Source organism: Streptomyces tatrensis (genome assembly GCF_049310065.1).
In the GTDB taxonomy this organism is placed as follows: Bacteria; Actinomycetota; Actinomycetes; order Streptomycetales; family Streptomycetaceae; genus Streptomyces.
Map to the genome: position 1 here is coordinate 3,225,476 of NZ_JBMDLB010000011.1, position 26,242 is coordinate 3,251,717.

Genomic DNA, 26,242 nt, shown 5'->3' on the forward strand with positions numbered 1-26,242 from the left:
GGGACGCTCGCATGTGCCCGCATGTGCCCGCATGTGGCGCAGAGGTTATGAGGAGGCATCAGGTGGTCGACGCACACCGGACGTTCGTCATCGTCGGCGCAGGGCTCGCCGGGGCTAAGGCGGCCGAAACGCTGAGGTCCGAGGGGTTCACGGGGCGGGTGATCCTGATCGGCGACGAGCGTGAGCATCCGTACGAGCGGCCGCCGCTCTCCAAGGGGTACCTGGCGGGCAAGGAGGAGCGCGAGAGCGTCTTCGTGCACGAACCGTCCTGGTACGCGGCCTCCGACATCGAGCTGCACCTCGGCCAGCCCGCGGTCCACCTCGACCGGGACGCCAAGAAGGTGGTCCTCGGCGACGGCACGGCGCTGCCCTACGACAAGCTGCTGCTGGCCACCGGCGCCGAACCGCGCCGGCTGGACATCCCGGGCACCGAGCTGGTCGGAGTGCACCACCTGCGCCGGCTCTCGCACGCGGAGCGGCTGCGGGGGGCCCTGGCGGGCCTGGGCCGGGACAACGGGCACCTGCTGATCGCGGGCGCCGGCTGGATCGGCCTGGAGGTCGCGGCGGCGGCCCGCGGGTACGGGGCCGAGGTCACCGTGATCGAGCCGGCGCCGACCCCGCTGCACGCGGTGCTCGGTCCGGAGGTCGGCCGGCTCTTCGCCGACCTGCACACCGAGCACGGGGTCCGCTTCCACTTCGGCTCCCATCTGACGGAGATCGTCGGGCACGACGGCATGGTGCTGGCGGCCCGTACGGACGACGGGGAGGAGCACCCGGCGCACGCGGTCCTCGCGGCGATCGGGGCCGCCCCGCGGACCGCGCTGGCGGAGACCTCCGGCCTGGCCCTGGTCGACCGGGAGCACGGGGGCGGGATCGCCGTGGACGCCTCGCTGCGCACCTCCGACCCGGACGTCTACGCGGTCGGCGACGTGGCGGCCGCGCACCACCCGGTGCTGGGGGCCCGGCTGCGGGTGGAGCACTGGGCGAACGCGCTGAACGGCGGTCCGGCCGCCGCGCGGGCGATGCTGGGGCAGGAGGTCTCGTACGACCGGGTGCCGTACTTCTTCTCCGACCAGTACGACGTGGGCCTGGAGTACTCGGGGTACGCCCCGGTGGGCGGCTACGACCAGGTGCTGATCCGCGGGGACGCGGGCAAGCGGGAGTTCATCGCCTTCTGGCTCTCGGACGGCCGGGTGCTGGCCGGAATGAACGTGAACGTGTGGGACGTCACCGAGGACATCCAGGCCCTGATCAGGTCGAAGGCGCCCGTGGACCGGGAGAAGCTGGCGGATCCGTCGATTCCGCTTTCGGCACTGGTTCCGGCGGAAGGGGCCTGACGGGATTGCCCTCGCCCGGCCGTAGACTGGCGCGGTGGCAGGACGGATCAACGACGACGACGTGAAGGCGGTACGGGACGCGGTCCCGATCGACGCCGTGGTCTCGGAGTACCTCCAGCTGCGCAACGCGGGCGGCGGCAACCTCAAGGGCCTCTGCCCCTTCCACGACGAGAAGTCCCCGTCCTTCCAGGTCAGCCCCAGCAAGGGCTTCTACCACTGCTTCGGCTGCCAGGCGGGCGGGGACACCCTCGACTTCGTCATGAAGATCGACCACCTCTCCTTCTCGGAGGCGGTGGAGCGGCTCGCCGGCCTGGCCGGCATCACCCTGCGGTACGAAGAGGGCGGCTACACCGCCGGCAGCAGCGGGCGCGGCGAGCGGATCCGGCTGGTCGAGGCGAACAAGGCCGCGGCCGAGTTCTACACGGACCAGCTCGGCAGCGCCGAAGCGGAGATCGGCCGCAAGTTCCTGGCCGAGCGCGGCTTCGACCAGGCCGCCGCCCAGCACTTCAGCGTCGGCTACAGCCCGGCCGGCTGGGACCACCTGACCCGCTTCCTGCGCGGCAAGGGCTTCAGCGACAAGGAACTGGTCACCTCGGGCCTGTCCCAGGACAGCCGCAGCGGGAAGCCCATCGACCGCTTCCGCGGCCGGCTGATGTGGCCGATCCGCGACATCAGCGGCGAGGTCGTCGGCTTCGGCGCGCGCAAGCTGCGCGACGACGACAACGGCCCCAAGTACCTGAACACGCCCGAGACGGCGATCTACAAGAAGTCCCAGGTGCTGTACGGCATCGACCTGGCCAAGAAGGAGATCGCCAAGACCTCCCGGGCCGTCGTGGTCGAGGGCTACACCGACGTCATGGCCTGTCACATGGCCGGGGTCACCACCGCGATCGCCACCTGCGGCACCGCCTTCGGCGGCGACCACATCAAGATCCTGCGCCGGCTGCTCATGGACAACGCGACCGCCGAGGTGATCTTCACCTTCGACGGGGACGCGGCCGGACAGAAGGCCGCGCTGCGGGCCTTCGAGGACGACCAGAAGTTCGCCGCGGAGACCTCCATCACCATCGCCCCCGGCGGCATGGACCCCTGCGACCTGCGCCTGGCCAAGGGCGACGCGGCCGTATCGGGGCTGGTCGAGGCCCGCACCCCGCTGTTCGAGTTCGCGCTGAAGCACATCGTGGCCCGGCACAACCTGGAGAACCCGGCGGGGCGGGCCGCCGCGCTGGAAGAAGCCGCCCCGATCATCAAGAAGATCAAGAACGTCGCGATCCAGCACGAGTCGGCGGTCCAGCTGGCGGGCATGCTGGGCATGCGCGACGAGCAGTTCGTGGTCAAGCGGATCGCCCAGCTCGACCGCTGGGCCCGGGAGCGCGGCAACCAGCCCCAGCAGCAGCGCCGGGGCCAGTCCGGCGGCTCCGGCCACTCCGGCCACTCGTACGAGGACATCCCGGCGCCGTCCTCGAACCCGACGGGCCCCGCGCTGAACCTGCGCAGCCCCGCCCACATCACCGAGCGCGAGCTGCTCAAGCTGGCGCTCCAGCGCCCCGCCCTGGTCTCCCCCGCCTTCGACGCGTACGGGATGGACGAGTTCACCGCCCCGCCCTACGCGGCCGTGCGCCAGGCCATCCTGGACGCCGGCGGCGCCTCGCTCGGCACCGAGGACTACCTGCCCCGGGTCCGGGACGCCGCGCCGAACGACACCGTCCGCGCGCTGGTCACCGAGCTCGTCGTCGAGGCCATCCACGCGAAGACCGTGGACGAGGTCTACGCCGGGGTCCAGCTGGTCCAGGTCCGCCTCCGCGCGGTCGACCGCCGGGTCCACGAGATCCAGGGCACCCTGGCCCGCCTCGGCCACCAGGACGCACCGGAACAGCTGGCGGCGGTCCAGGAAGAGCTCTGGGTCCTCCAGCAGTACGGCCAGCGCCTGCGCAACCGCGGCGCGGAAGGCCTGTAAGGCCCGGAAGCCGGCCTAGGCCGTCTCTTTCGGATCTTGTCGGTCAGGTCCGCGTCGTCCGGTGCCGTGCCTCGCCGCACTGCCGGGGCTCCCGCGTACTGGACGTACTCGGGCGCCCCGGCAGCGCGGCGAGGTGCGGTGCCGGGCGGCGCGGACCCGGCAAGATCCGAAAGAGACGGCCTAGCGGCGCAGCCAGTCGCCGCCCGGGATGGGGGTGCCGGAGCGGGCCAGGCGGTGGGCCAGGGGTGGGGCCGCCAGGTAGACCCAGGCGCGGACCGGGGTGCCGTCGGGGCGCAGGGCCTCGCGGGCGGCGCGGTCGTAGATGTTGGCGGGGTGACCGGGGCCCCCGTACTCCTCCAGCAGGTCGAGCGCCGCGAGGAGTTCCCCGTAGGCGCCGGGGGCCGGGGTGATCAGCTCTCCGGCTATGGCGGAGCCGGGGCGGTCCACGGCGTACGGGTATCCGGGGCCCTCGTAGAGGGCCGCGTCCGGGAGGCGGGCCGGCTCCTCGGCGGCCGTGCGGCCGCGCAGGAACAGGTCGTGGTTGACCTCGCCGGGGCGCAGGGTGCCGTAGACGAAGAGCGGGAGCTCCTCGACCCACTCCTCCTGCGGAACCGTTCCTTCGGCGTGGCCTTCCGGCCGATCGGCCGATGTCATGCGGGCCTCCCTCGCTTCAGACTGAGCTGCTGACCGGACTCCCACCGGCCGCGGGCCGGGCCGAAGGTCCCGACTTCGGCCGCGGGAGCCCGCGTACGCACCGCTGTTACACAACCGCCCGGCCTCCGTGACCGACGCCGTCTACCGTCAGTCTGCCTCCCCACGCCCCGCCCTCCCCCACCACCCGACGGTTCCGCCTCCATGACTCGACCGACCCGCCGCAGCATCGCCGCAGCCGCCCTGCTCTGCATCGGCCTGGGCGGCTGCGGTGCACCCGGGGGGCTCGGGCACCGCGAGGCCGTACCGCCCGTGTCCTCCCAGCCCCGGCCGAAACCGCTGTGGCCTTCGTGGACCGAGTCCCCGAGCTCCAGCGGTACGGCGGTGGCCGGGCGGGTACCGCCGCCGCAGCCCCTCGAGGGTGCCCCGGAGGTGGGTCCTGAGGGGATCGAGAAGGTCGACGTGATGGCCGTGCTCCGCGCGGACAAGACGATGAAGCGCTTCGGGGGCGGGAAGAAGATCGAGGGCCCGGGCAAGGCCGGGGTACGGCCGGCCCGGTTCGCGGACCTGACGGGCAACGGGAAGCCCGAGCTGATCGTCGCCGCCGACAGCCCGACGGGGCGTTCGGTGCTGAGCGTCTACACCGCGGCCGGCGGGAAGATCGTGCCGATCCTGTTCACCAGCGGCCGGCGGCTGAGCGCCGAGGTGCTCGGCACCGACCTGCTGGTCCGCACCACCGACGAGGACGGATCCGCGCACGACATCCGCTACCACTGGGACGGCCAGCGGATGAGCGTGCTCAGCGACGAGCACAGGTTCGGCAACGCCATCTCCGGCCGGGGCTCCGGCTACGGGTCGGGGTCGGGGTCCGGCTCCGACTTCGGCTCCGGCTCCCGCTCCGGCGACTGCCCGGCCGCGCGGCCGACCGACTCCCCCTCGCCCGAACCCACGCACCGGGCCGCCAGGTGAAGCGCACCCTGCTGCGCTGCCGCCGGCTCCTGCACTCCCTCGGCCTGCGGTGGAAGATCGCCGTCCTGCTCGCCGTCGGCTGTTCGCTCGTCGCGCTCACCATCGGCATCCTGATCCACGAGGCCCGCGCGAACCAGGTGGCCGACGCTGCGCGCAAGAGCGCCCTCGCGCAGCTCGTCCGGGTGCGGCAGGTGTACGAGCTCACGGGCCAGCTGGACTTCGACAAGGTCGGGGAGGCCGACGCGCGCCTCGACTGTCCGAGCCTGCCGGAGCCCCTGCGGCAGGCCGCCCTCTCCGGGCAGCGCACCACCTACCTCGACCTGCACGGCCCCCACCCGGCGGTGTGGGCCGCCCGGCCCGTCGGCAGCGACCAAGTGCTCTCCGTACGGCAGTCGCTGGCGGGGGAACAGGCGGAACTGTGGGAACTGGACCAGAAGTTGATGGCCTTCGGGGCGGTCGTCGTCACTCTCGCCGCGACCGGCGGAGCGGCGCTGGCCAGCCGGCTGAGCAAGGACCTGCGGTCCGCGGCCGAGACCGCCCGGCGGATCAGCACGGGCGAACTGGACGCGCGGATCGGCCCGTCGGGCGTGCCGGGGACGCGGAACGAGGTGGCCGAACTGTCCGCGGCGGTCGACACGATGGCGGCGAGCCTGCAGCGGCGGCTGGTGGCGGAGCAGCGGTTCACGGCGGACGTGGCGCACGAGCTGCGGACCCCGCTGACCGGGCTGCACACCGCCGCCGAACTCCTCCCTCCGGGGCGGCCCACCGAGCTGGTGCGCGACCGGGTCGCGGCCCTGCGCGGTCTGACGGAGGACCTCCTGGAGGTGGCCCGGCTGGACGGGGACCGGGAGGTGGCCCAGCTGGACGTCCACCTCCTCGGACCGCTGGTGGAGGCCGTCATCCGGCGTTCGGGGGTGGAGGCACAACTCCTGGGCACTGCCAACGGCACGGCCCGCGTCCGCACGGACGTCCGGCGCCTCGAGCGGATCCTGACGAACCTGCTGGTCAACGCCCGCAAGCACGGCGGGGACCCGATCACCGTGAAGGTCGCCGGGAACACGGTCACCGTCCGGGACCATGGTCCGGGCTTCCCGGAAACCCTGCTGCGGGACGGCCCGCAACGCTTCCTGACGGGCGCGACCGAACGCGGCCAGGGCACGGGCCTGGGCCTGACCATCGCCCTGGGCCAGGCCCAGGTCATCGGCGCCCGCATCACCCTCACCAACCCCACCCCCACAGGCGCCGCGGCCACCCTCACCCTCCCCCCGGCCTGACCCCACCACCCCCACCACCGCCCGAGCCCCGGAACCCGGGGACGGAACCCATCCCACCCAGCCACACCAACGCCTGAGGCACGGGGCCCGGAGCGGAGCTCAGCCCACCCCGCCACACCGGCGCCTGAGGCCCGCGGTCCGGGGACGGGGCCCTTCCGACCCCACCGGCGCGCGAACCCCGGGACCCGGGGACGGAGCCCAGCCCACCCAGCCACACCGGCGCCTGAGGCCCGCAGTCCGGGGGCGGGGCCCAGCCCTTCCAGCCCCGCCGGCGTTTGAGGCGCGGGGGCCGGGGCGGAGTCCCGGGAAACGGAGAAAGGGCGGGGCGGGGACGGGCTCCGCGCAGCGGCGACCCGCACCCGCGAGGCCACCGTCACCCGGACGGGGTCGGGCCCCACGATTGCCCCCGCACCGCACCCCACCTGGGAGAACGCTCCGCCAACCCCACCCCCCACCGCCGATCTGACACAGCATCAGCAGGCGCCCGCCCCCACTCCCGGGTTACCTCGGAAACACGACCCCGTGTCCACAGGAGACCCCCCATGCGCCGACGCACCGCCCACGTGCTCACCGCCACCGCGCTGACCGCCGCCGCGTTCACCGGCCCGGTCGCCGGCGCGGTCGCCGCCGCGGACCTGGGCATGACGGGCTTCGGCATGACGGGCTTCGCGGCCGGCGACTTCGCCCCGCTGGAGGTGTGGCCCAAGTCCGCCGCCCCCGGCACCACCGTCACGGTGAACACGAAGGCCTGCGGCCCGGGCAGCCACGCCGAGGGCGACGCCACCACCGTCGGAGGCGGCCGCTTCAAGCTGGTTCCGGGCACCCACAAGGAGGTGGTCGTGGGACAGTTCCAGGTCGCCCGCGGAACCCACCCCGGCACCCACTCGATCGGCGCCACCTGCGCGAACGGCAAGTTCGCCACCGGCGACCTGATCGTCACCGAGCACGACCGGGCCCCCCAGGGCCACGTGCGCACCGGGGTGGGCGGTGGCACGACCACCACCACCGACCCCGCCAAGATCGCGGCGGGAGCGGCAGTGCTGGCCGCCACCGCCGTCGGCGGTACCTGGTTCCTGCGTCGCCGGGCGAGCGGCACGCGGAACTGACGGACGCCCACCGCGGCTCCGGCCGCGGTCCGACCGGTACCGTCCCCCGTCGCCCGCCCCGCGAGGTCCCCCCCGTTCGCGGGGCCGGGCGACGGCCAGTCACCACGCCACAGGTCACCACGTCACCACGTCACCAAGCCGAGGGGGCCGCATGGAGGCAGAGGCACGCCGCGCCCGCGCCCGCGGCGGCGGACTCGTCGCGCTGGCCGCCTGCATCGGCGTCTGGCTCATCGGCAGCGGCTCCAGCGAGCCCGTCCGGCCTCCGCTGCCCTCCCCCGGTGAGGCACTGAGCGCCCAGGCCCGGTTCCCCGGAGCCATCTCCGCGCTCCCCGGTTCCCCGCCCACCCGGATCCGGATCCCGTCCATCCGGGTGGACGCCCCGCTCACCGGGCTGGGGCTGCAGGCCGACGGCAGTCTCGAGGTGCCATCGCCCGCCCGCCGGGACCTGGCGGGCTGGTACCGCGAGGGCACCACCCCGGGCGCCACCGGCACGGCCGTCGTCGCCGGGCACGTGGACGACGCCGCCGGGCCCGCGGTCTTCTACCACCTCGGCGCGCTGCGCCGGGGGGCCCAGATCGAGATCGCCCGCGCTGACGGGCGTACGGCCGTGTTCACCGTCCACGCGGTGGAGGTCTACGACGCCAAGGCCTTCCCCGATTCCCGCGTGTACGGGTCCTCGCCGCGCGCCGAGCTCCGCGTCATCACCTGCGGCGGGGGCTTCTCCCCGCGCACCGGCTACCAGGGCAACGTGGTCGTCTTCGCCCACCTGACGGGCACGTACTAGGGCCTGTCGGGGCCGGCCTCACCCGGCACGGTCTGGCCGGTGCGGACGACGGCCTGGTCGCCGTGGGGTCCGAACAGGTGCAGGATCTCCACCACCTCGCCTTCGGCGGGGCCGAACCAGTGGGGTTCACCGGTGTCGAACTCGGCGACCTCGCCGGGGCGCAGGGTCAGGCTCCGCTCGCCGATGACGAGGTGGAGCTCGCCGGCGAGCACGTAGAGCCATTCGTAGCCGGTGTGGGTCACCAGTTTCGGTTCCCGGTACGCGAGCACCTGCTTGAAGACCTGGACCCGGCCCGGGTACTGCGTCAGGGGGACCAGGACGCTCCCGTGGTCCCGGCGGCGGGGCCGCAGGTGGACGCGCGCGTCACCGGTGACCGGGGCCGCGACGAGCTGGTCCAGGGCCACGCGGTGGGTCCGCGCGAGGGGGATGAGCAGTTCGAGCGCCGGGCGCCGCTTGCCCGACTCCAGGCGGGAGAGCGTGCTCACGGAGATCCCGGTGGCCTCGGAGAGGGCCTCCAGGGTGAGGCCGCGCCCGCGCCGCAGTGCCCGTAGCCGCGGACCGATGGCGTCGAGGGTCCGCGCGAGTTCGGCGCGGTCCGTGAGGTCGGCGCCCCTGTTCGTGTCGTCCGTGCCCATGGGGTCATTTTGCGGTACCGGCAAATTTCCTGGGCCGCGGCCACCGCCCGGTCCGAGCATGGGCCGACATCCGAAGCGGGCGGCCGACAGGCCGCCCCGGACCGAAGGCGGACCCATGACCACGACGATCCCGGCCGGTACGGCAGCGGGGCCCGGGCCCGCCCCGGGCGCGCGCAGGCGGTGGACGGTACTGGCCGTCTGCGCGCTGAGCATGTTCCTCATCGGAGTGGACACCACCATCGTCAACGTGGGCCTGCCCGCGATCGGGCGGGGTCTGGAGGTGGGCACCCGCGGTCTGGCATGGGTCGTGGACGCCTACACCGTGGTCCTGGCCGGCCTCCTCATCGCCTCCGGCGCCCTCGCGGACCGCTTCGGGCGCCGTCGCGTGTTCCGGTGCGGGCTGGTCGTCTTCGGTCTCGCCTCGCTCGCCTGCGCCCTGGCCCCCTCGCTCGGCTTCCTCGTCGCGGCGCGGGCCGTCCAGGGGGTCGGGGCCTCGATGCTGAGCCCGGTGGCCCTGGCGATCGTGGTCAACGCGATGCCCGACCCGCGGGAGCGCGCCCGGGCCATCGGCATATGGGCCTCCGTCTTCGGGCTCAGCATGGCCGCGGGCCCGGTCGTCGGCGGGGCCCTCATCGCGGCCTTCGGCTGGCGGTCGGTGTTCTGGATCAACGCCCCGGTGGTCGTCTGCGCGCTCGTCCTGGTCGCGGTGTTCGTGCCGGAGTCCCGCGGTCAGCGCGCCCGGCGCCCCGATCTGCCCGGCCAGCTGCTCCTGACGACCACCCTGTGCGTCTCGGTCGGCGTCCTGATCGAAGGCCCCCGCATCGGCTGGACCTCCCCCGCGGCCCTGGCCTGCTACGCCGTCCTCGCGGCGGCGGCGTCGGCCTTCGTCCGGGTCGAGCTCCGCCGGGCCGATCCCCTGATCGACCTCGGGCTGTTCCGGCGGCCGCCCTTCGCCTCGGCGGTACTGGGCGCCGTGGCCGTGTTCGCCGCGCTGAGCGTGAGCCTGCTGCTCACCACCCTGTACCTGCAGGACGCCCGCGGCTGGACCCCGCTCGCCGCCGGTGCGGCGACGCTGCCCATGGCGCTCGGGGCGACCGTGTGCGCTCCGTGGTCCGGCCGTCTGACGGGGCGCCTCGGGCCGCGGCGTCCGCTCCTCCTCGCGGGCGGCTTCACCGCGGCGGGCGGGCTCTGCCTGGTGGACCTGGGCCCGGACACGGGCGTGCCGCTGCTCCTGCTGGCCCACCTGCTCATCGGCATCGGGTTCGGCTTCGCCAACGCCCCGCTCACCCACACCGCGATCGGCGGACTGCCGCCGTCCCGCGCCGGTGTGGCCGGGGCGGTCACCTCCACCGCCCGGCAGGTCGGATCGGCGGTCGGCATCGCGGTCGCGGCGGCCCTGGCGGCGGGCGCCGGCCCGGACGGCCTCGCCCGGGCCTCCCGGCCGGGCTGGCTGCTCGTGACGGCCTGCGGACTGTTCCTCTTCGTGGTGGCCCGGGCCTCCGGGGCCCGCCGCGGTCACGAAGAGACGGCTTAGACGGGAACCGCGTACCAGCGGCGGTGGACGTACGGCTCGACGCACAGGACCGCTGCGCCCGCCACGACTCCCACCAGGAGCGAGGTCCAGCCGCCCCCGGCGAGGAGCGCACCGGCGCAGGCCGCGGCCACGACCAGCGGCCGGGCCAGGGTCAGCGGGCCGAGCCCGACGACCACGGCGAGGGTGCTGGCCCGGAACGGCAGCGCGAAGTAGGCGGCGAGCGAGAGCCCGACGGCGAGGGCGTAGGCCCCGAGCGGGGCGAGGAAGCCGGTCCCGCCGTCGGCGAGGACCCCGTACGCCCGGTCGGTGTCCTCGGCGAGCAGCAGCACGGCGCCCGCCGTGAGGGCGGGGGCGAGCAGCAGGACGGAGCCGACCGCCAGCCCGCGCAGGGACGCGCGCACGACGGCACGGTGCTTGCGGATGCGGGCGTCCCGGCCGGTGTAGGCGCGGAAGCCGCTGAATGCCGCGTCGACGAGGCCGAGGACGGCGAGCGGCAGGACCGGGTTCATCGCGCGGCCCCGGCATCGGCCCCGGAGGCGGAGGCGGACCAGGACGCGGCGTCGTGCCTCGGCGGTCCGCCGCGGGTCAGGTGCTCCGCGCCGACGAGCCGGCGGGAGGAGCGGCCGAGGGCCTGGCGCAGCGGGTCCTCCAGGTAGGGGCGGATGCCGAGGACCGGGCGCAGGGTGGTGCAGAAGGGGTTGGACAGGCCCCGGGGTTCGTAGAGCAGCGGCCGGATGCCCGGTACGGTCGCGGCGCGCAGCAGGGTTTCGTCCGTGTGGGCGCGCCGGGCGGAGGCGACCCCGTCGTGGCGGCCGAGCGGATGGCGCATCCGGGCGCGGTGGAACATCCAGGCGCCCACGGGTGCCAGCCGGGTGGCGGCGATGTCGAAGTGGCAGAAGGCGAGTGCCTGGGAGTCGGCCTGTGCCTCGAAGAACGCCGCGAGCTCGGGGCCGCGGAAGTGGTGGAGCACCCCGGTGGAGACGTAGACGGTGGCGACCTCCGGGAGGTCGAAGGCGTTGCCGTGGACGAACCGGCAGTCGAGTCCCTCGGCGCGGGCCAGCCGGTCGGCCTCGGCGACGAGGGCGGCGTCGAGGTCGACGCCGATCAGCTCGACGTTCGGGCCGAGGGCGCCGGTGGAGGCCAGCCAGCGGACGAGGTAGCCGAGCCCGGATCCGATGTCGACCAGGCGGAACCGGCCGCGGCGGCCCGCGATCTCGCGGATGGCCTCGAACAGCGGATCCAGGATGTGCACCAGCCGTTCCCCGATGCGCAGTTCCTCGCTGAGCCGCTGCAGCTCGGTGTGGACGCCGATCATCAGCCGGTCCACGGCGAGCGGGTCGAGCACGTCGTCCGGGCCCGCCGGCAGTCCGGCGACGATCCGGGCCGCGCGCCGGTCCCCGGCCTCGTCGAGCCGTCGGACCACATCACCCCGGTACACCGGCAGTCGCGCCCCGCTGAGCGGATCGGTGACGGTGATCAGGTCGGATATCTCAAGGTGGGGCACGTGGGCAACTTTATCCCCCGGACGCGCACCGGACCGTCCGCGTCCCAGGTCAGCCCCATTGTTCGAATCCCAGTTTCAGCACCAGGCCGCCGACGACCGTCAGGAGCACGCCGCGGACGAAGCCGCTGCCCTTCTTCAGCGCCATCCGGGCGCCGATCACCCCACCGGTCAGGTTGAACACGGCCATCAGGGCGGCCAGTTGCCACAGCACCATGCCCTGGTACGCGAACATCGCGAGCGCCCCGGCGTTCGTGCACACGTTGACGATCTTCGCCGTGGCGGAGGCGGTGAGCAGGTCGAGGTGGAGCAGGGCGGTCAGCGCCAGCACCAGAAAGGTGCCGGTGCCGGGGCCGATGAGCCCGTCGTAGAAGCCGATGCCGAGGCCGGCCAGGGCGATGGCCAGCAGAACGCGCCTTCGGCTGACGGGAGCGGCTCCGGGGGCGACGCCGAAGCCGGGGCGGAAGAGGACGAAGCCCGCGACGACCACCAGGACCACCATGATCAGCGGGCGCAGGGCGTCCTTGCTGATGCCGCCGGCCAGGGCGGCCCCGCCCATCGAGCCGGCGAGCGCGGCCAGGCCGATGCGGACGGCGAGCTTCACGTCCACCGAGGTCTTGCGCAGGTACGACACGGCGGCGCCGGAGGTCCCCACGATGGACACGGCCTTGTTGGTGCCGAGGACGGTGGCGGGATGGGCGTTCGGCAGGCCGAGGAGCAGCGCGGGCAGGAGCAGCAGGCCGCCGCCGCCCACGACGGCGTCGATCCAGCCGGCCGCGGCGGCGGCCACGCACAGCACGATGATCATGGTTGTCGATATGTCAGGCACGGCCCGACCTTATGGAGGGGTTGGGTGCAGCGGCCATCAATCCCCGGAAACTTGCGCAAAGGTTGAGCTTCGCCCGGCCGGAGCCCGGTCCGGGGCCGCGGGTGACGAGGGATCCACCGCCGCCGTCAGCACGCTCGCCGCCACCACACTGACCAGCCCGAGCCCGGCCGCGAGCCGCCTGGCCGGCGGTACGGAACCCAGCACGGCCAGCACCGCCCGCGCCGGGGAGGCACGGGGCCGGCGGTGCCGGGCCGCAGCCGCGAGCACGACCGGCGGCCCCTTCGGCCGGTCCGGCATCTGAGGACCGGGTCGGGGCGCAGCCGAACCCGGCCCGTCCGGCGTCCGAAGACCGGGTCCGGGCGCAGCCAAACCCAGCCCGTCCGGCGTCCGAAGACCCGGTCCGGGCGCAGCCAGACCCAGCCCGTCCGGCGTTTGAGGACCGGGGTCCGGGGCGGAGCCCCGGCTGGGGGTCCCCCCGGACGGAGTCTGGGGGATGGGCGAAGGGCGGGTAGGGGACAAGCCCCGCGCAGCGGCAAGGGGCACGGGCAGGGTGACGTGCAGCGGGTGACGCACGGGGCGGCGACCTCTCGGGGGCGGGAGCGGGAGCGGGGCAGGGCGGGGACGGGGACGGATTCGGGCGCCGGTTCAGAGCCCGAAGCACTCGGCGTGGATCCGCCCCGCCGGCACCCCCGCCCGCAGCAGCGCCGACTGGGTGGCGTCCGCCATCCCGGGCGGCCCGCACAGGTACACGTCGTGCTCGGCCAGCTCCGGGACCAGCGCGGCCAGCGCCTGCGGAGCCAGCGGATCGAAGGCGGCGCCCGACGGCCCGAGCAGGTAGTGCAGCCCGGCCTGCCGTTCGGCGGCGATGGCCTCCAGCTCGGAGCGCAGGACGAGGTGCTCCTCGGCGCCCGCCCGGTAGAGCAGGGTGATGTCCCCCGGCCCGCCGGGCAGGGTCTCGAACAGCGCCCGCATCGGGGTGATCCCGACCCCGCCGGCGATCAGCAGCACCTTGGTCCGGGTCCGCCGGGCGGCGGTGAGCGCCCCGAAGGGGCCGGTGGCGAGGACCCGGGTGCCGGGGCGCAGCCGGCGGATCCGGCGGGAGTGGCCGCCGAGGGCCTTCACGGTGATGCGCAGGGTGTTCCCGCGGACCGGCGCCGACAGCGAGAACGGCAGCGCGGTGTGCCACAGCCGCCGCTGGAGGAACCGCCAGCGCAGGAACTGCCCCGGCTCCGCGCGCAGCTCCGCGAGGTGTTCCCCGTAGACGAGGACGGAGACCACACCCGGCCCCTCCACGCGGACCTCGGCGACGCGCAGCGCGTGCCGCAGGGCCTGCCGTACGGGGACCACGGCGCGGTACCAGACCAGCAGGACGGCGACCACCGCGTGGGCGAGGGCCCAGAACCAGGCGACGAGGGCCAGGTCGGGTCCGGCGAGCTGGTGCCCGAAGGCGAGGGCGGCGGCGAGGTACACCAGGAGGTGGACCCCCCGCCAGGTTTCGTGACTGACCCGGCGGCGTACGGAGCGGGCGGAGGTGACGCCGACGGCGACCAGGAGGGCGGTCCCGGCAGCCGCGGCGGCCAGGGCCGGATATCCGAGCAGCTCCCGGACGGCCGAGAGCACGTCGACCCGCTCGTGCACGGCGTAGCCGCAGAGCGCGAAGGCCGTGTGCCCGAAACAGAGCAGCAGGACGTGGCGGCCGCCCAGCGCGTGCCAGCGGGCGAGCCGGGCCGCGCCCACCCCGTGCTCGACGGCGGGGACCCGGGCCATGAGGAAGAGCAGGACGAGCACCCCGTACCCGGCGAGCAGGCCGGACAGGTGCGCGGCGGTGGCGAACAGCGCGTCGAGCCGGGCCGAGGGCCGCACCTGGGCGGCCCACAGCAGGGCCACGGTCCCCGCCCCGCCGAGCATCCCGCCCTTGACCCGAACCACCATGTCTCGCTCTCGCATGCGGCCACGCTAAGGGCGGTCCGGTGGGCTTCCCGGCCCTCCCGGTGATCCTTAAGGCGGCCTTGAGGAACGCCTCACGGACGCTTAACCCGCCCGCTGAGGTGGGCGTTCCGTCGGGGAAACAGAGGCGATGCCCCGGGGAAACAGCAGCCGCGCACTCTCGTGTCATGACCTCGGAACAGCAACGCGTGGTGGTGATCGGCGGCGGCCTCGCCGGCCTGCGGCTCGCCGCCCGGCTGGGCGGGGACGTCCGCGTCCTCGGCGAGGAGGCGCACGCCCCCTACAACCGGGTCCTCCTCGCGGAGGTCCTGGCCGGCCGGTACGCGCCGGAGGTGACGGCCCTCCCGGCCCCCGGCCCGGCGCTGCGCCGGGGCGTCCGGGCGGTGCGGATCGACCGGGCGGAGCAGGTGGTGCACTGCGACGACGGCACGGTCGAGCCGTACGGCACCCTCGTCCTGGCCACCGGGTCGAACCCGGTCCTGCCTCCCCTGCGCGGCCTCTTCGAGCCCGAAGGGCGGGATCTCCCCGCCGGGGTGCACGCGTTCCGCACCATGGACGACTGCCTGGCCCTGTCGGCGGCCGTACGTCCCGGCGTGCGCGCGGTGGTGATCGGCGGCGGCCTTCTCGGCGTCTCGGCGGCCCGCGCCCTGGCCGAACGGGGCGCCCAAGTGGTCCTCGCCCAGCAGGGCGAGCGCCTGATGGAGCGCCAACTGGACGCGGAGGCCTCGGCCCTCCTGCACACCCACCTGACCGACATGGGCGTGGAGATCCACACGGAATGCCGAGTCCGCGGGCTCTCCACGACGCCTGCGGCTTCGCTGCCGGGGCTCCGCCCCGGACCCCGCGCCTCAAACGCCGGCGAGGCTGAAATTGCCCTGCGGGCAATCCAGCCCACCAGCGTGCGCATCCCAGCGGGCGCCGGCCAAAATCCAGCCCCTCCGGCGTTTGAGGAGCGGGTACGGGCAGAGCCCGGAACGCCCCGCAGGGCCGCCGCTCCCGAAGCCGCCCCGGGCCGAAGCCCAAGGCGCACCCCCGTCCAAGGCCCCCGCCAGGTGACCGGCGTAGACCTCGCCAACGGCTACCACCTGGCCGCCGACCTCGTCGTCCTCGCCTGCGGCGTCCGCCCCCGCACGGGCCTCGCCCAGGCCGCCGGCCTCGACGTCCGCAAGGGCGTCCTCGTCGACGACGAGCTCCGCACCAGCGACCCCCGCATCCACGCCGTCGGCGACTGCGCCGAGCACGCGGGCCGGGTGTACGGCCTGGCCGGCCCGGCCCTGGAACAGGCGGACGCCCTCGCCGGCGTCCTGCTCGGTACCGGCGGGGGACCCGGCGCGGACCCCGGCTACGCCGGAACCCGCGCCCTGACCCGCCTCACCCTCACCGCCGGCGGCGACCGGCCCCTCGACCTCGCCGCCTTCGGCGAGACCACCCCGCTCCCCGGCGACGACGTGGTCCGGCTCACCGACGCCACCCGCCGCACCTACCGCAAGGTCGTCGTCCGCGGCGACCGCCTCGTCGGCGGGGTCCTGCTCGGCGAACTCTCCAGCGTGGGCGCCCTCGCCCGCAGCTGGGAGGACGGCGCCCCCCTCACCGACCAGCACGGTCTGATCGACCTGCACCACCTGCTCACCGACGACGGAGGCTCCTGATCATGGCCGCAGCCACGCCCACGCCCGCCCCGGGCACCGCCCAGGCCGCCACCCAGGCCACCCCCGCGACCCCCACGGCCCCCGGGACCGAGAAGCCCACCCTCGTGCTCATCGGCCACGGCATGGTCGGCCAGCGCTACCTGGAGGCGCTCGCCGAACTCGGCGCCACCGCCACGCACCGGATCACCGTGCTCTGCGAGGAGCCGCGGCCCGCCTACGACCGCGTGCACCTGACCTCGTACTTCTCCGGCAGCACCCCCGAGGACCTCTCCCTCACCCCCGCCTCCTTCATGGAGGAGCACGGGATCGCCCTGCACCTCGACGACGCCGCCGAGAGCATCGACCGCGAGGCCCGCACCGTCACCTCCCGCTCGGGGCAGGTGTTCCCGTACGACGTGCTCGTGCTCGCGACCGGCAGCTACCCCTTCGTGCCGCCCGTCCCCGGCAAGGACGCCCCGGGCTGTTTCGTCTACCGCACCATCGAGGACCTCCTCGCGATCGAGGAGTACGCCAAGACCCGGACCAGCGGCGCCGTGGTCGGCGGCGGTCTGCTCGGGCTGGAGGCCGCCGGCGCGCTCAAGGGCCTCGGACTCGCCACCCGCGTCGTGGAGTTCGCGCCCCGCCTGATGCCCGTCCAGGTCGACGAGGGCGGCGGCGCGGCCCTGCTGCGCACCATCGAGAACATGGGGCTCACCGTCCACACGGGCGTCGGCACCCAGGAGGTCCTCACCGGCGAGGACGGCGCGGTCAGCGGCATGAAGCTGTCCGACGGCTCCAGCGTCGACACCGACCTGGTCGTCTTCTCCGCCGGTGTCCGCCCCCGCGACCAGCTCGCCCGCGAGAGCGGCCTGGCCGTCGGCGAACGCGGCGGCATCTCCGTCGACGCCCGCTGCCGCACCTCCGACCCGCACGTCTACGCCATCGGCGAGTGCGCGCTGGCCGCCGACGGCCGCGTGTACGGGCTCGTCGCCCCCGGCTACGAGATGGCGGAGACGGCCGCGGCCGATCTGCTGGGCCGCGAGAAGGAGTTCACCGGCGCCGACCTCTCCACCAAGCTCAAGCTCCTCGGCGTGGACGTGGCCTCCTTCGGCGACGCCCACGGCGCCACCGCCGGCAGCCTCGACGTCGTCTACTCCGACTCCCGCTCCGGCGTCTACAAGAAGGTGGTCGTCTCCGCCGAAGGCGTCCTGCTCGGCGGCGTCCTGGTCGGCGACGCCGACTCCTACGGCCTGCTGCGCCCGCTCACCGGCTCCGTACCGCCCGTCACCCCCGAGCAGCTGGTGCTGCCCGCCGGCGTCGGCGCACCCGTCGCGCTCGGCCCGTCCTCGCTCCCCGACGGCGCGGTGATCTGCTCCTGCCACAACGTCACCAAGAAGGCCATCACCGCCCACAGCACCGTCCCCGAGGTCAAGAAGTGCACCAAGGCGGGCACCGGGTGCGGGAGCTGCCTCAAGGTGATCGGCCAGCTGATGCCGCCCGCCGCCGACAAGGGGCTCTGCGGCTGCTTCCCCTTCACCCGCGCCGAGCTCTACGAGATCGTCCGCACCCTGCGCGTGACCTCGTACCGGCAGCTCCTCGACAGCCACGGCCGCGAGGAGGCGCGCGGCGGCGAGGGCTGCGAGGTCTGCAAGCCCACCGTCGGCTCGATCATCGCCTCGCTCGCCCCCACCCTCGGCGCGAGCGGCTACGTCCTGGACGGGGAGCAGGCCGCCCTCCAGGACACCAACGACCACTTCCTCGCCAACATGCAGCGCAACGGCTCGTACTCGGTCGTCCCGCGCATCCCCGGCGGCGAGATCACCCCCGACAAGCTGATCGTGATCGGCGAGGTGGCCCGCGACTTCGGCCTCTACACGAAGATCACCGGCGGGCAGCGCATCGACCTCTTCGGCGCCGCCATCGACCAGCTCCCCCTCATCTGGGCCCGGCTCGTCGAGGCCGGATTCGAGTCCGGGCACGCGTACGGCAAGGCCCTGCGGACGGTGAAGTCCTGCGTGGGCCAGACCTGGTGCCGCTACGGGGTCCAGGACTCCGTACGGATGGCCATCGACCTGGAGCTGCGCTACCGGGGCCTGCGCGCCCCGCACAAGCTCAAGTCGGCGGTCTCCGGCTGCGCCCGCGAGTGCGCGGAGGCGCAGAGCAAGGACTTCGGGATCATCGCGACGGCGAGCGGCTGGAACCTCTACGTCGGCGGCAACGGCGGGGCCACCCCCCGTCACGCCGACCTCCTCGCCCAGGACCTGTCGGACGCCGAACTGGTCCGGCTCATCGACCGGTTCCTGATGTTCTACATCCGCACCGCCGACCGGCTGGAGCGGACCTCCACCTGGCTGGACCGGCTGGAGGGCGGTCTGGAGCACCTGCGGGACGTGATCGTGCGCGATTCGCTCGGGCTGTGCGCGGAGCTGGAGTCGCTGATGGCCGACCACGTGGCGCACTACCGCGACGAATGGGCCGAGACCCTGGACGACCCGGAGCGGCTGCGCCGGTTCGTGTCCTTCGTCAACGCTCCCGGCGCCCCCGACCCGAGCGTGAAGTTCGTCCCCGAACGCGGTCAGGTCAAGCCCGACCTGACCGTCCTGACCCTGGAGCCCCTGGGAGGCACCCGATGACCGTGGAACTGCAGGTGGCGGAGGGATGGCTCACCGTGTGCGAGCTGTCGGCGCTGATCCCCGGGCGCGGGGTGGCGGCGCTGCTGCCCGACGGGAGCCAGGCCGCCGTGTTCGTCGACCGCGCGGGACGCCCGTACGCCATCGGCAACCGGGACCCCTTCACCGGGGCGCAGGTGCTCTCGCGCGGGCTCGTCGGCTCGGCCGCGGGACGGCTCTTCGTGGCCTCGCCGCTGCTCAAGCAGCGCTTCGACCTGGAGTCGGGGCACTGCCTGGACGACGAGGAGGTGGCGGTCCGGACGTACCCGGTACGGACCGCCGCGACCTCGGGCTGAGGCTCAGGCCTGGACGATCGACGGGTCCATCCACATGATCTCCCAGGTGTGGCCCTCGAGGTCGTCGAAGGCCCGGCCGTACATGACGCCGTGGTCCTGGGCGGGGCGGGGCTCGGTGGCACCGGCCGCCAGGGCCCCGTCGACGAACTCGTCGACGGCGGTGCGGCTCTCGGCGCTCAGACACAGCAGCACCTCGGAGGTGGTGGTGGCGTCCGCGATGGCCTTGTGCGTGAAGTCCTTGTACCGGGCCTCGGTCAGGAACATGGCCACGATCGAGTCGGTGATGGGCATCGAGGCGCAGTTCTCGTCGGTGAACTGGGCGTTGAAGGTGTAACCGAGCTTGCCCCAGAAGGTCTTGGTGGCCTCCAGGTCCTTGACCGGCAGGTTGACGAAGATCATGGTGGAGGACATCGCGGTCTCTCTTCTCTCGGTGTGTTCCGTTGCTTTCGAGAGGTAGACCGCAGGACCTCGGGGAACTCATCGCTCCCGGCGAAGTTTTTTCGACATTCCTTCGACGCGCTACGAACGTGCAGGTCAGGCCGTCATCGAGCGCAGCTCCAGGGCCGCCAGCGGTACGAAGCCCACCGTGCCCTCGCCGCGCAGCAGCTCCGCGCCGGCGCCGGCCAGCCGCTTGTGCAGGGTCAGCGCGATCCGCTCGCCCTGGGCCTTGGCCCGCTCCGCGTTCGGCCCCCGGTGCAGTCCGTCGATCGTGGCCCGCCACAGCTGCACCCAGCGGCCGAAGTCCTCGGCGGTCATCGCGCGGGCCGACTGGAGGGCCGCGTGCGGGGCGAAGGCGTTGCGCCGGTAGTCGGCGCTGCGGAAGAGCGACCGCTCCCAGAAGTCGGTGATCCTGGGCAGGTGCACGTCGAGGTCGGTACCGGCGATCTCGGTGAAGAAGGGCCCGATCCGCGGGTCGGCGAAGGCCGCCGTGTAGAAGCGGCGCAGCACGACGTCGAGGTCGGCGCGGCCGGTGATGTCGGCGTCGGCGGCATTGCGGTTCATCACTCCACCATCCTCCCGCACCGGCCCCCTCCCCAGGGCAGAAAGTCCCGCATCACGCCGTCCCGGACGGCTTCGACACCGCTTCGACACCGCTTCGACACCGCTTCGGCGCCCCCTCAGCTCCCTCCGCTCCCTCCCCCGCTTCCGGGAAATCCCTCCGGGGGGATTGACCTCGCGCCGGTCGCTCCCGCGTCATATGGAATTGACGTCACGTCAACTCGACGGTTCTAAGTTCCTCGACGCAGCGCGACTCCCCGCCCGACCGGGCGCGGAGCCTCTCCTCCCACAGGAGTGACCGTGGAACGTCGTACCTTCCTTCGCGGGGCCGTCATCGGCTCCTCCGCCGCGGCCTTCGGCGGAACGCTGATGCACGGCGCGGCCTACGCGGCCCCCGCCCAGCCGGGCGCCGGACCCTACGGGGCGCTCGGCGCCGCCGACGCCAACGGCATCATGCTGCCCGCCGGCTTCAGCAGCCGCGTGATAGCCCGCTCCGGCCAGACGGTCCCCGGCACCTCGTACGCCTGGCACAGCGCCCCCGACGGCGGCGCCTGTTTCGTCGACGGCACGGGCTGGATCTACGTGTCGAACTCGGAGATCAACCCCTCCGGCGGTGCGAGCGCGGTGAAGTTCAACTCCTCGGGCACCGTCACCGGCGCCTACCGGATCCTCTCCAACACCCGGCAGAACTGCGCGGGCGGCAAGACCCCGTGGAACACCTGGCTGTCCTGCGAGGAGGTCAGCCTCGGCTACGTCTACGAGGCCGACCCGTACGGGGTGAACGCGTCCGTCCGGCGCTCCGCGATGGGCCGCTTCAAGCACGAGGCGGCTGCCGCCGACCCCGTGCGCCAGGTGATCTACATGACGGAGGACGAGTCGAGCGGCTGCTTCTACCGCTTCATCCCCACCACCTGGGGCAACCTCTCCTCGGGCACCCTCCAGGTGCTCGTCGCCGGCACCGCCACCTCCGGCTCCTTCACCTGGCAGAACGTCCCGGACCCGGACGGCTCGCCGACCACCACCCGCACCCAGGTCTCGGGCTCGAAGAAGTTCAACGGCGGCGAGGGCTGCCACTACGCCAACGACACGGTCTGGTTCACCACCAAGGGCGACAACCGCGTCTGGCAGCTCAACCTCGCGAACAGCACCTACGAGCTCGCCTACGACGACTCCCTGGTCTCCGGCGGCGGCGCCCCCCTGACGGGCGTCGACAACGTCACGGGATCCTCGTACGGCGACCTGTACGTGGCCGAGGACGGCGGCAACCTGGAGATCTGCGTCATCACCCCGGACGACGTCGTCGCCCCCTTCCTGCGGGTCACCGGCCAGTCCTCCTCGGAGATCACCGGCCCGGCCTTCTCCCCCGCCGGCAACCGCCTCTACTTCAGCAGCCAGCGCGGCACGAGCGGCAGCTCCACGGGCGGCATCACGTACGAGGTCACGGGCCCCTTCCGCGTCTGACCCGACCGGGACCAATTTCAGCCCCGCCGGCGCTTGAGGCGCGGGGGTCCGGGGGCGGAGCCCAGGACACGGCCCCGCAGATCACCACCGGCGGAGCCCGAACCCAGCCCCGCCGGCGTTTGAGGCGCGGGGGTCCGGGGGCGGAGCCCCTGGCAACGGCGCCGCACGGCGCCACCAGCCGCACCCCGGCGGGGTCACCGACCCCCCGGGGCGCGGCCGCTCACGACACCACGGCCCCACCCTTGAGCAACGCTGCCCCCAACGGCGTCACCGTGTGCAACACGGCGTTGCCCCGCCGCAGCGTGGTGACCAGCCCGGCCTCCCGCATCACCCCCGCGTGCTGGCTCGCGGAGGCCAGCGAGACCCCGGCCCGCCGCGCCAGCTCGCTCGTGGTGGCCCCGTCTCCGATCGCCTCGAGCACCACCGACCGGGTGTGCCCGACGAGCTTGCCCAAGGTGAGCTGCCGGTGCCGGCGCCGCTCCTCCGCCGGCCGGGCCGCCTCGCCCCCGGCGGACTGCGCGGAGGACAGCTCGGCCGCCGCCGGATACACCAGCACGGGCGGCAGCTCCGGATCGTGCAGGGTCACCGCCGTGCGCCGGCAGAAGAAGGAGGGCTGGAGCAGCAGCCCGCGCCCCCGGAGCCGTACGTCCCGGTCCACGGGGTAGTCGCACTCCAGCACCGGCGCCCGCCACCGCAGCATCGAGGGCAGCGAGGCCAGCAGCTCGTCCGCTCCCCCGTCGAGCAGCGCCCGCCCCCGCGCGGCCCGCTCGGCTTCGATCTGCGCCTGGATGTGGCTCCAGTACGGCTCCACGGCCGCCCGGTGGTACCCGCGCAGTTCCCCCATCAGCCGGGGCAGGTGCGCGGTGTCGCCCTCCATGAAGTCCCGCAGCCGCCTGGGGACCAGGGCCTCGGAGCCGCGGTACGCGCCCCCGCCGGCTCCCCCCGCACCAGCCGGCATCCCGAAGGCCGCGGCCATCCCGGAGCCGCCGCTCTCCACGCCCCGCCCGAGCAGGGTGAGCTCGCGCCGCAGCCGCTCGGGGCGGATCCCGCGCAGGGCGTCGAGGCCCACGTCCCACCCGTACTGCCCCTCCACGGGGGTCAGGAAATCGGGGAAATACCCGCGGCTCGGTATCAGCGCACCGAGAAGTCGTGTTTCACCATTCAACCTCGTGCGTGTTTCCGCACGCCAATCGCCGAAGAGCCGCGTATCGCGCCGGTCCCGTAAACGGTGAAAACTCAGAATCGTTTCCCACAACGCATCCGGACGCCCTGCCATCCTTACGCGCGCGAGGTCCACTCCAGTGAAATGGATACGCAGCACCCGAACCCCCACCTGTGCAACCGCAATCCCCCCGCCCCTCGAGTATGCACGCCGTCACACGTGGTCACCATGGCCTTTCAGCCACAGTTGAAACCCCTTTCGGCGAAGGTGTGACAACCGAAATCCTGTACTCCGCCGGGCACACTCCGGCGCGACCGAAACGCTCCGCGAAGGCCGTGGGGGGCTTTGCGGGGCCTGGCGGTCGGTCGCACCGGGAAGCGCCGACGTGTCCGGCGGATTGGCGACAGGCGGTGGACGGGTGGGGATCCGTCCACCGCCTGTTGCTGTTAAGGCAACTGGAACAACATTGAACCAAGACTGGTCCCGGCGGGCCGCCCGCGAACGCGGGGGGAACGCCGCGCAGCGCCGTGAAACGCCGTGAAACGCCGTAGAAGCCCGTGCAACAGCGGGCACGGCCGGGGAAATAGACGCGCCTGCCACCGGACGTCAGGGAACCCGGGGGCAGGCGCGGTCAAAGGGGCCCCGGCATCGGGGCCGCGGAGGGGTCAGCGGCTGTCGCTGCCCTTCGCGTCGGCGGCGGCGCGGCCGGCCTCCAGGCGGGCCACCGGGATCCGGAACGGCGAGCAGGAGACGTAGTCCAGGCCGACCTCGTGGAAGAAGTGGACGGACTCGGGGTCGCCGCCGTGCTCTCCGCAGACGCCGAGCTTGAGGTCGGGGCGGGTGGCCCGGCCGGCCTCCACGGCGCTGCGGACCAGCGTGCCGACGCCGTCGCGGTCGATGGTCTCGAAGGGCGAGACCCCGAAGATGCCCTTCTCCAGGTAGGCGGTGAAGAAGCTGGCCTCGACGTCGTCGCGGGAGAAGCCCCACACGGTCTGGGTCAGGTCGTTCGTGCCGAAGGAGAAGAACTGCGCGGCCTCGGCGATCTGGCCGGCGGTGAGGGCGGCGCGGGGCAGCTCGATCATGGTGCCGATGGTCAGCTTGAGGTCGGTGCCGGTGGCGGCCTCGACCTCGGCGATGACCGCGTCGGCCTCCTCGCGGACGATCTCCAGCTCCTGCACGGTGCCCACGAGCGGGACCATGATCTCGGCGCGCGGGTCGCCCTTGGCGTTCTTGCGCTCGGCCGCGGCCTCGGCGATCGCCCGGACCTGCATCTTGAACAGGCCGGGGATGACCAGACCGAGGCGGACGCCGCGCAGACCCAGCATCGGGTTCTGCTCGTGCAGCTTGTGCACGGCCTGGAGCAGGCGCAGGTCGTTCTCGTTGGCGTCCTTGCGGGACTCGGCGAGGGCGACGCGCACCGACAGCTCGGTGATGTCGGGCAGGAACTCGTGCAGCGGCGGGTCGAGCAGGCGGACCGTGACGGGCAGTCCGTCCATCGCCTCGAGCAGCTCGACGAAGTCCTTCTTCTGGAGCGGCAGGAGGGCACTGAGTGCCTCCTCGCGCTCGTCGTCGGTGTCCGCGAGGATCAGTCGCTCCACCAGTTCGCGGCGCTCGCCGAGGAACATGTGCTCGGTGCGGCACAGGCCGATGCCCTGGGCGCCGAAGCGGCGGGCGCGCAGCGCGTCCTCGGCGTTGTCGGCGTTGGCGCGGACGCGCAGGCGGCGTACGCGGTCGGCGTAGGCCATGATCCGGTGCACGGCGGCGACGAGCTCGTCGGCGTCGTCGGCGCCGGCGTGCATGCGGCCCTCGAAGTACTCGACGACCGGGGACGGTACGACGGGTACCTCACCGAGGTAGACCTTGCCGGTGGAGCCGTCGATGGAGACGACGTCGCCCTCTTCGACGACCGTCCCGCCGACCGTCATGCGGCGGCGCTTGGTGTCGACCTCGAGGTCCTCGGCGCCGCAGACGCAGGTCTTGCCCATGCCGCGGGCCACGACGGCGGCGTGCGAGGTCTTGCCGCCGCGCGAGGTCAGGATGCCCTCGGAGGCGATCATGCCGTCGAGGTCGTCGGGGTTGGTCTCGCGGCGGATCAGGATGACCTTCTCGCCCGAGCGGGACCACTTGACGGCCGTGTAGGAGTCGAAGACGGCCTTGCCGACGGCCGCGCCCGGGGAGGCGGCGATGCCGCGGCCGAGCAGCGTCGTCTTCGCGTCCTCGTCGAAGCGCGGGAACATCAGCTGCGCGAGCTGGGCGCCGTTGACGCGCTGGAGGGCCTCGGCCTCGTCGATCAGGCCCTGGTCGACGAGCTGGGTGGCGATGCGGAAGGCGGCGCCGGCGGTGCGCTTGCCGACGCGGGTCTGCAGCATCCACAGCTGGCCGCGCTCGATGGTGAACTCGATGTCGCAGAGATCCTTGTAGTGGGTCTCCAGCGTCGTCATGATCGTCATGAGCTGGTCGTACGAGACCTTGTCGATGGTCTCCAGGTCCGCGAGCGGCACGGTGTTGCGGATGCCCGCGACCACGTCCTCGCCCTGGGCGTTCTGGAGGTAGTCGCCGTAGACGCCCGCGTGGCCGGTGGCCGGGTCGCGGGTGAAGGCGACGCCGGTGCCCGAGTCGGGGCCGAGGTTGCCGAAGACCATGGAGCAGATGTTGACCGCGGTGCCCAGGTCGCTCGGGATGCGCTCCTGGCGGCGGTAGAGCTTGGCGCGGTCGGTGTTCCAGGAGTTGAAGACCGCTTCGACGGCGAGGTCGAGCTGCTCGCGGGGGTCCTGCGGGAACTCGCGGCCGGCCTGCTTGGCGACGATCTTCTTGAAGCGGGTGACCAGCTTCTTCAGGTCGGCGGCGTCGAGGTCGGTGTCGACGGTGACCTTCTTGGCGGCCTTGGCCTCGTCGAGGGCCTCCTCGAACAGCTCGCCGTCCACGTCGAGGACGGTCTTGCCGAACATCTGGATCAGGCGGCGGTACGAGTCCCACGCGAAGCGCTCGTTGCCGGCCTGGGTGGCGAGGCCGGTGACGGACTCGTCGGAGAGGCCGATGTTGAGGACCGTGTCCATCATGCCCGGCATCGAGAACTTGGCGCCGGAACGCACGGAGACCAGCAGCGGGTCGTCCGACTGGCCGAGCTTCTTGCCCATCTTCGCCTCGAGGGCGGCGAGGTGCGCGCTGACCTCTTCGCGCAGCTCGGCCGGGGCCTCGCCGCTGTCGAGGTAGACCTTGCAGGCCTCGGTGGTGATGGTGAAGCCGGGAGGGACCGGCAGACCCAGGTTGGTCATCTCGGCGAGGTTGGCACCCTTGCCACCGAGAAGGTCCTTGAGGTCGCGGTTGCCCTCCGTGAAGTCGTAGACGAGCTTCTGATCTTTGTTTTCCGACACGGGTCTCGACTCCTCGAGGCTCGGTGGCTGCCCTGACGGCCAGGAACATACCCAGATCGAAGGCTTATGGGTACGTCCACTTGGCGGTCATACGGCCTTAACCACCTGGGTGCCAGCCAATCGAATGTA

General features: G+C 73.3%; 21 protein-coding genes. 11 read left to right on the forward strand and 10 right to left on the reverse strand.

The genetic code is table 11. The annotated features are described in order from the left end of the window. The first annotated feature begins 62 nt into the window (after window positions 1-62). Window positions 63-1,337 carry an NAD(P)/FAD-dependent oxidoreductase gene (locus ACODT5_RS30475; RefSeq protein ID WP_422522362.1) on the forward strand — a complete coding sequence of 425 codons (1,275 nt, stop codon included), beginning with the start codon at window positions 63-65 and terminating at the stop codon, window positions 1,335-1,337. A gap of 34 nt (window positions 1,338-1,371) precedes the next feature. Next, entirely contained in the window at window positions 1,372-3,294 is a 1,923-nt protein-coding gene (gene dnaG, locus ACODT5_RS30480; protein WP_422522363.1) for a DNA primase, read from the forward strand. 180 nt (window positions 3,295-3,474) lie between these two features. Here dnaG and ACODT5_RS30485 read toward each other — a convergent pair whose 3' ends face one another. Beyond that, window positions 3,475-3,948 (reverse strand): gamma-glutamylcyclotransferase family protein, encoded by a 474-nt coding sequence (locus tag ACODT5_RS30485; protein WP_422522364.1) that lies wholly within the window; start codon window positions 3,946-3,948, stop codon window positions 3,475-3,477. Window positions 3,949-4,149: 201 nt separating this feature from the next. Between ACODT5_RS30485 and ACODT5_RS30490 the strand changes: the two genes are divergently transcribed. The 4 genes from ACODT5_RS30490 to ACODT5_RS30505 all read left to right on the forward strand — a co-directional run bounded on the left by ACODT5_RS30490 (window position 4,150) and on the right by ACODT5_RS30505 (window position 8,078). Next, window positions 4,150-4,914 (forward strand): hypothetical protein, encoded by a 765-nt coding sequence (locus ACODT5_RS30490; protein WP_422522365.1) that lies wholly within the window; start codon window positions 4,150-4,152, stop codon window positions 4,912-4,914. Further along, the gene (locus ACODT5_RS30495) at window positions 4,911-6,188 is read left to right on the forward strand and encodes an ATP-binding protein (RefSeq protein WP_422522366.1); all 1,278 of its coding nucleotides are present in this window, start codon (window positions 4,911-4,913) and stop codon (window positions 6,186-6,188) included. Before ACODT5_RS30490 ends, ACODT5_RS30495 begins: the two co-directional genes overlap by 4 nt. A 542-nt stretch (window positions 6,189-6,730) precedes the next feature. Then, window positions 6,731-7,294, forward strand: coding sequence for a hypothetical protein (locus tag ACODT5_RS30500; protein ID WP_422522367.1), 564 nt, complete (start codon window positions 6,731-6,733; stop codon window positions 7,292-7,294). Between the two features lie 151 nt (window positions 7,295-7,445). After that, window positions 7,446-8,078 (forward strand): class F sortase, encoded by a 633-nt coding sequence (locus ACODT5_RS30505; protein ID WP_422522368.1) that lies wholly within the window; start codon window positions 7,446-7,448, stop codon window positions 8,076-8,078. Here ACODT5_RS30505 and ACODT5_RS30510 read toward each other — a convergent pair. After that, complete coding sequence (locus ACODT5_RS30510; protein ID WP_422522369.1) at window positions 8,075-8,713, reverse strand: helix-turn-helix domain-containing protein; 639 nt, start codon at window positions 8,711-8,713, stop codon at window positions 8,075-8,077. The genes ACODT5_RS30505 and ACODT5_RS30510 overlap by 4 nt on opposite strands. A gap of 115 nt (window positions 8,714-8,828) precedes the next feature. On the opposite strand from ACODT5_RS30510, the gene ACODT5_RS30515 reads away from it, so the two are divergent. Further along, entirely contained in the window at window positions 8,829-10,247 is a 1,419-nt protein-coding gene (locus ACODT5_RS30515) for an MFS transporter (protein WP_422522370.1), read from the forward strand. On the opposite strand, the gene ACODT5_RS30520 is transcribed toward ACODT5_RS30515, so the two are convergent. From ACODT5_RS30520 to ACODT5_RS30535, 4 genes are all read right to left on the reverse strand, one after another. Then, window positions 10,244-10,756 carry a hypothetical protein gene (locus ACODT5_RS30520; protein WP_422522371.1) on the reverse strand — a complete coding sequence of 171 codons (513 nt, stop codon included), beginning with the start codon at window positions 10,754-10,756 and terminating at the stop codon, window positions 10,244-10,246. The genes ACODT5_RS30515 and ACODT5_RS30520 overlap by 4 nt on opposite strands. Then, window positions 10,753-11,751 carry a class I SAM-dependent methyltransferase gene (locus ACODT5_RS30525; RefSeq protein ID WP_422522372.1) on the reverse strand — a complete coding sequence of 333 codons (999 nt, stop codon included), beginning with the start codon at window positions 11,749-11,751 and terminating at the stop codon, window positions 10,753-10,755. The genes ACODT5_RS30520 and ACODT5_RS30525 overlap by 4 nt, the downstream gene beginning before the upstream one ends. A 49-nt stretch (window positions 11,752-11,800) precedes the next feature. After that, entirely contained in the window at window positions 11,801-12,577 is a 777-nt protein-coding gene (locus ACODT5_RS30530) for a sulfite exporter TauE/SafE family protein (RefSeq protein ID WP_422522373.1), read from the reverse strand. Between the two features lie 645 nt (window positions 12,578-13,222). Beyond that, window positions 13,223-14,524: a ferredoxin reductase family protein gene (locus ACODT5_RS30535; RefSeq protein WP_422522374.1), complete on the reverse strand. Its 1,302-nt coding sequence runs from the start codon at window positions 14,522-14,524 to the stop codon at window positions 13,223-13,225. Between the two features lie 167 nt (window positions 14,525-14,691). Between ACODT5_RS30535 and ACODT5_RS30540 the strand changes: the two genes are divergently transcribed. From ACODT5_RS30540 to nirD, 3 genes are read left to right on the forward strand one after another with little or no spacing between them, the layout of a single operon-like run. Then, window positions 14,692-16,173, forward strand: coding sequence for an NAD(P)/FAD-dependent oxidoreductase (locus ACODT5_RS30540; protein WP_422522375.1), 1,482 nt, complete (start codon window positions 14,692-14,694; stop codon window positions 16,171-16,173). A 2-nt stretch (window positions 16,174-16,175) separates the two neighbouring features. Beyond that, on the forward strand, window positions 16,176-18,785 hold the full coding sequence (gene nirB, locus ACODT5_RS30545) for a nitrite reductase large subunit NirB (RefSeq protein ID WP_422522376.1): 2,610 nt from the start codon (window positions 16,176-16,178) through the stop codon (window positions 18,783-18,785). After that, a complete protein-coding gene (gene nirD / locus ACODT5_RS30550) occupies window positions 18,782-19,117 on the forward strand; it encodes a nitrite reductase small subunit NirD (protein WP_243334654.1) in 336 nt (111 codons plus the stop codon). The genes nirB and nirD overlap by 4 nt, the downstream gene beginning before the upstream one ends. A gap of 3 nt (window positions 19,118-19,120) precedes the next feature. Here nirD and ACODT5_RS30555 read toward each other — a convergent pair whose 3' ends face one another. Together ACODT5_RS30555 and ACODT5_RS30560 are read right to left on the reverse strand one after the other, a co-directional pair. Beyond that, complete coding sequence (locus tag ACODT5_RS30555; protein ID WP_422522377.1) at window positions 19,121-19,528, reverse strand: VOC family protein; 408 nt, start codon at window positions 19,526-19,528, stop codon at window positions 19,121-19,123. A gap of 123 nt (window positions 19,529-19,651) precedes the next feature. Next, window positions 19,652-20,119, reverse strand: coding sequence for a group III truncated hemoglobin (locus ACODT5_RS30560; RefSeq protein WP_422522378.1), 468 nt, complete (start codon window positions 20,117-20,119; stop codon window positions 19,652-19,654). A gap of 297 nt (window positions 20,120-20,416) precedes the next feature. On the opposite strand from ACODT5_RS30560, the gene ACODT5_RS30565 reads away from it, so the two are divergent. Continuing rightward, a complete protein-coding gene (locus ACODT5_RS30565) occupies window positions 20,417-21,577 on the forward strand; it encodes an alkaline phosphatase PhoX (RefSeq protein ID WP_422522379.1) in 1,161 nt (386 codons plus the stop codon). Window positions 21,578-21,797: 220 nt separating this feature from the next. Here the strand turns inward: ACODT5_RS30565 and ACODT5_RS30570 are convergent, their stop codons facing one another. Both ACODT5_RS30570 and ppdK read right to left on the reverse strand, forming a co-directional pair. Continuing rightward, a complete protein-coding gene (locus ACODT5_RS30570) occupies window positions 21,798-22,898 on the reverse strand; it encodes an ArsR/SmtB family transcription factor (protein WP_422522380.1) in 1,101 nt (366 codons plus the stop codon). Between the two features lie 506 nt (window positions 22,899-23,404). After that, complete coding sequence (ppdK, locus tag ACODT5_RS30575) at window positions 23,405-26,113, reverse strand: pyruvate, phosphate dikinase (protein WP_422522381.1); 2,709 nt, start codon at window positions 26,111-26,113, stop codon at window positions 23,405-23,407. Between the last annotated feature and the right edge of the window lie 129 nt (window positions 26,114-26,242).

Bases quoted from the DNA above. Each gene is read 5' to 3' on its own strand.
- ACODT5_RS30485 (WP_422522364.1), bottom strand. From the start codon at position 3,948: ATGACATCGGCCGATCGGCCGGAAGGCCACGCCGAAGGAACGGTTCCG.
- ACODT5_RS30490 (WP_422522365.1), top strand. From the start codon at position 4,150: ATGACTCGACCGACCCGCCGCAGCATCGCCGCAGCCGCCCTGCTCTGC.
- ACODT5_RS30500 (WP_422522367.1), top strand. From the start codon at position 6,731: ATGCGCCGACGCACCGCCCACGTGCTCACCGCCACCGCGCTGACCGCC.
- ACODT5_RS30505 (WP_422522368.1), top strand. From the start codon at position 7,446: ATGGAGGCAGAGGCACGCCGCGCCCGCGCCCGCGGCGGCGGACTCGTC.
- ACODT5_RS30510 (WP_422522369.1), bottom strand. From the start codon at position 8,713: ATGGGCACGGACGACACGAACAGGGGCGCCGACCTCACGGACCGCGCC.
- ACODT5_RS30515 (WP_422522370.1), top strand. From the start codon at position 8,829: ATGACCACGACGATCCCGGCCGGTACGGCAGCGGGGCCCGGGCCCGCC.
- ACODT5_RS30520 (WP_422522371.1), bottom strand. From the start codon at position 10,756: ATGAACCCGGTCCTGCCGCTCGCCGTCCTCGGCCTCGTCGACGCGGCA.
- ACODT5_RS30535 (WP_422522374.1), bottom strand. From the start codon at position 14,524: ATGCGAGAGCGAGACATGGTGGTTCGGGTCAAGGGCGGGATGCTCGGC.
- ACODT5_RS30540 (WP_422522375.1), top strand. From the start codon at position 14,692: ATGACCTCGGAACAGCAACGCGTGGTGGTGATCGGCGGCGGCCTCGCC.
- nirB (WP_422522376.1), top strand. From the start codon at position 16,176: ATGGCCGCAGCCACGCCCACGCCCGCCCCGGGCACCGCCCAGGCCGCC.
- nirD (WP_243334654.1), top strand. From the start codon at position 18,782: ATGACCGTGGAACTGCAGGTGGCGGAGGGATGGCTCACCGTGTGCGAG.
- ACODT5_RS30555 (WP_422522377.1), bottom strand. From the start codon at position 19,528: ATGTCCTCCACCATGATCTTCGTCAACCTGCCGGTCAAGGACCTGGAG.
- ACODT5_RS30560 (WP_422522378.1), bottom strand. From the start codon at position 20,119: ATGAACCGCAATGCCGCCGACGCCGACATCACCGGCCGCGCCGACCTC.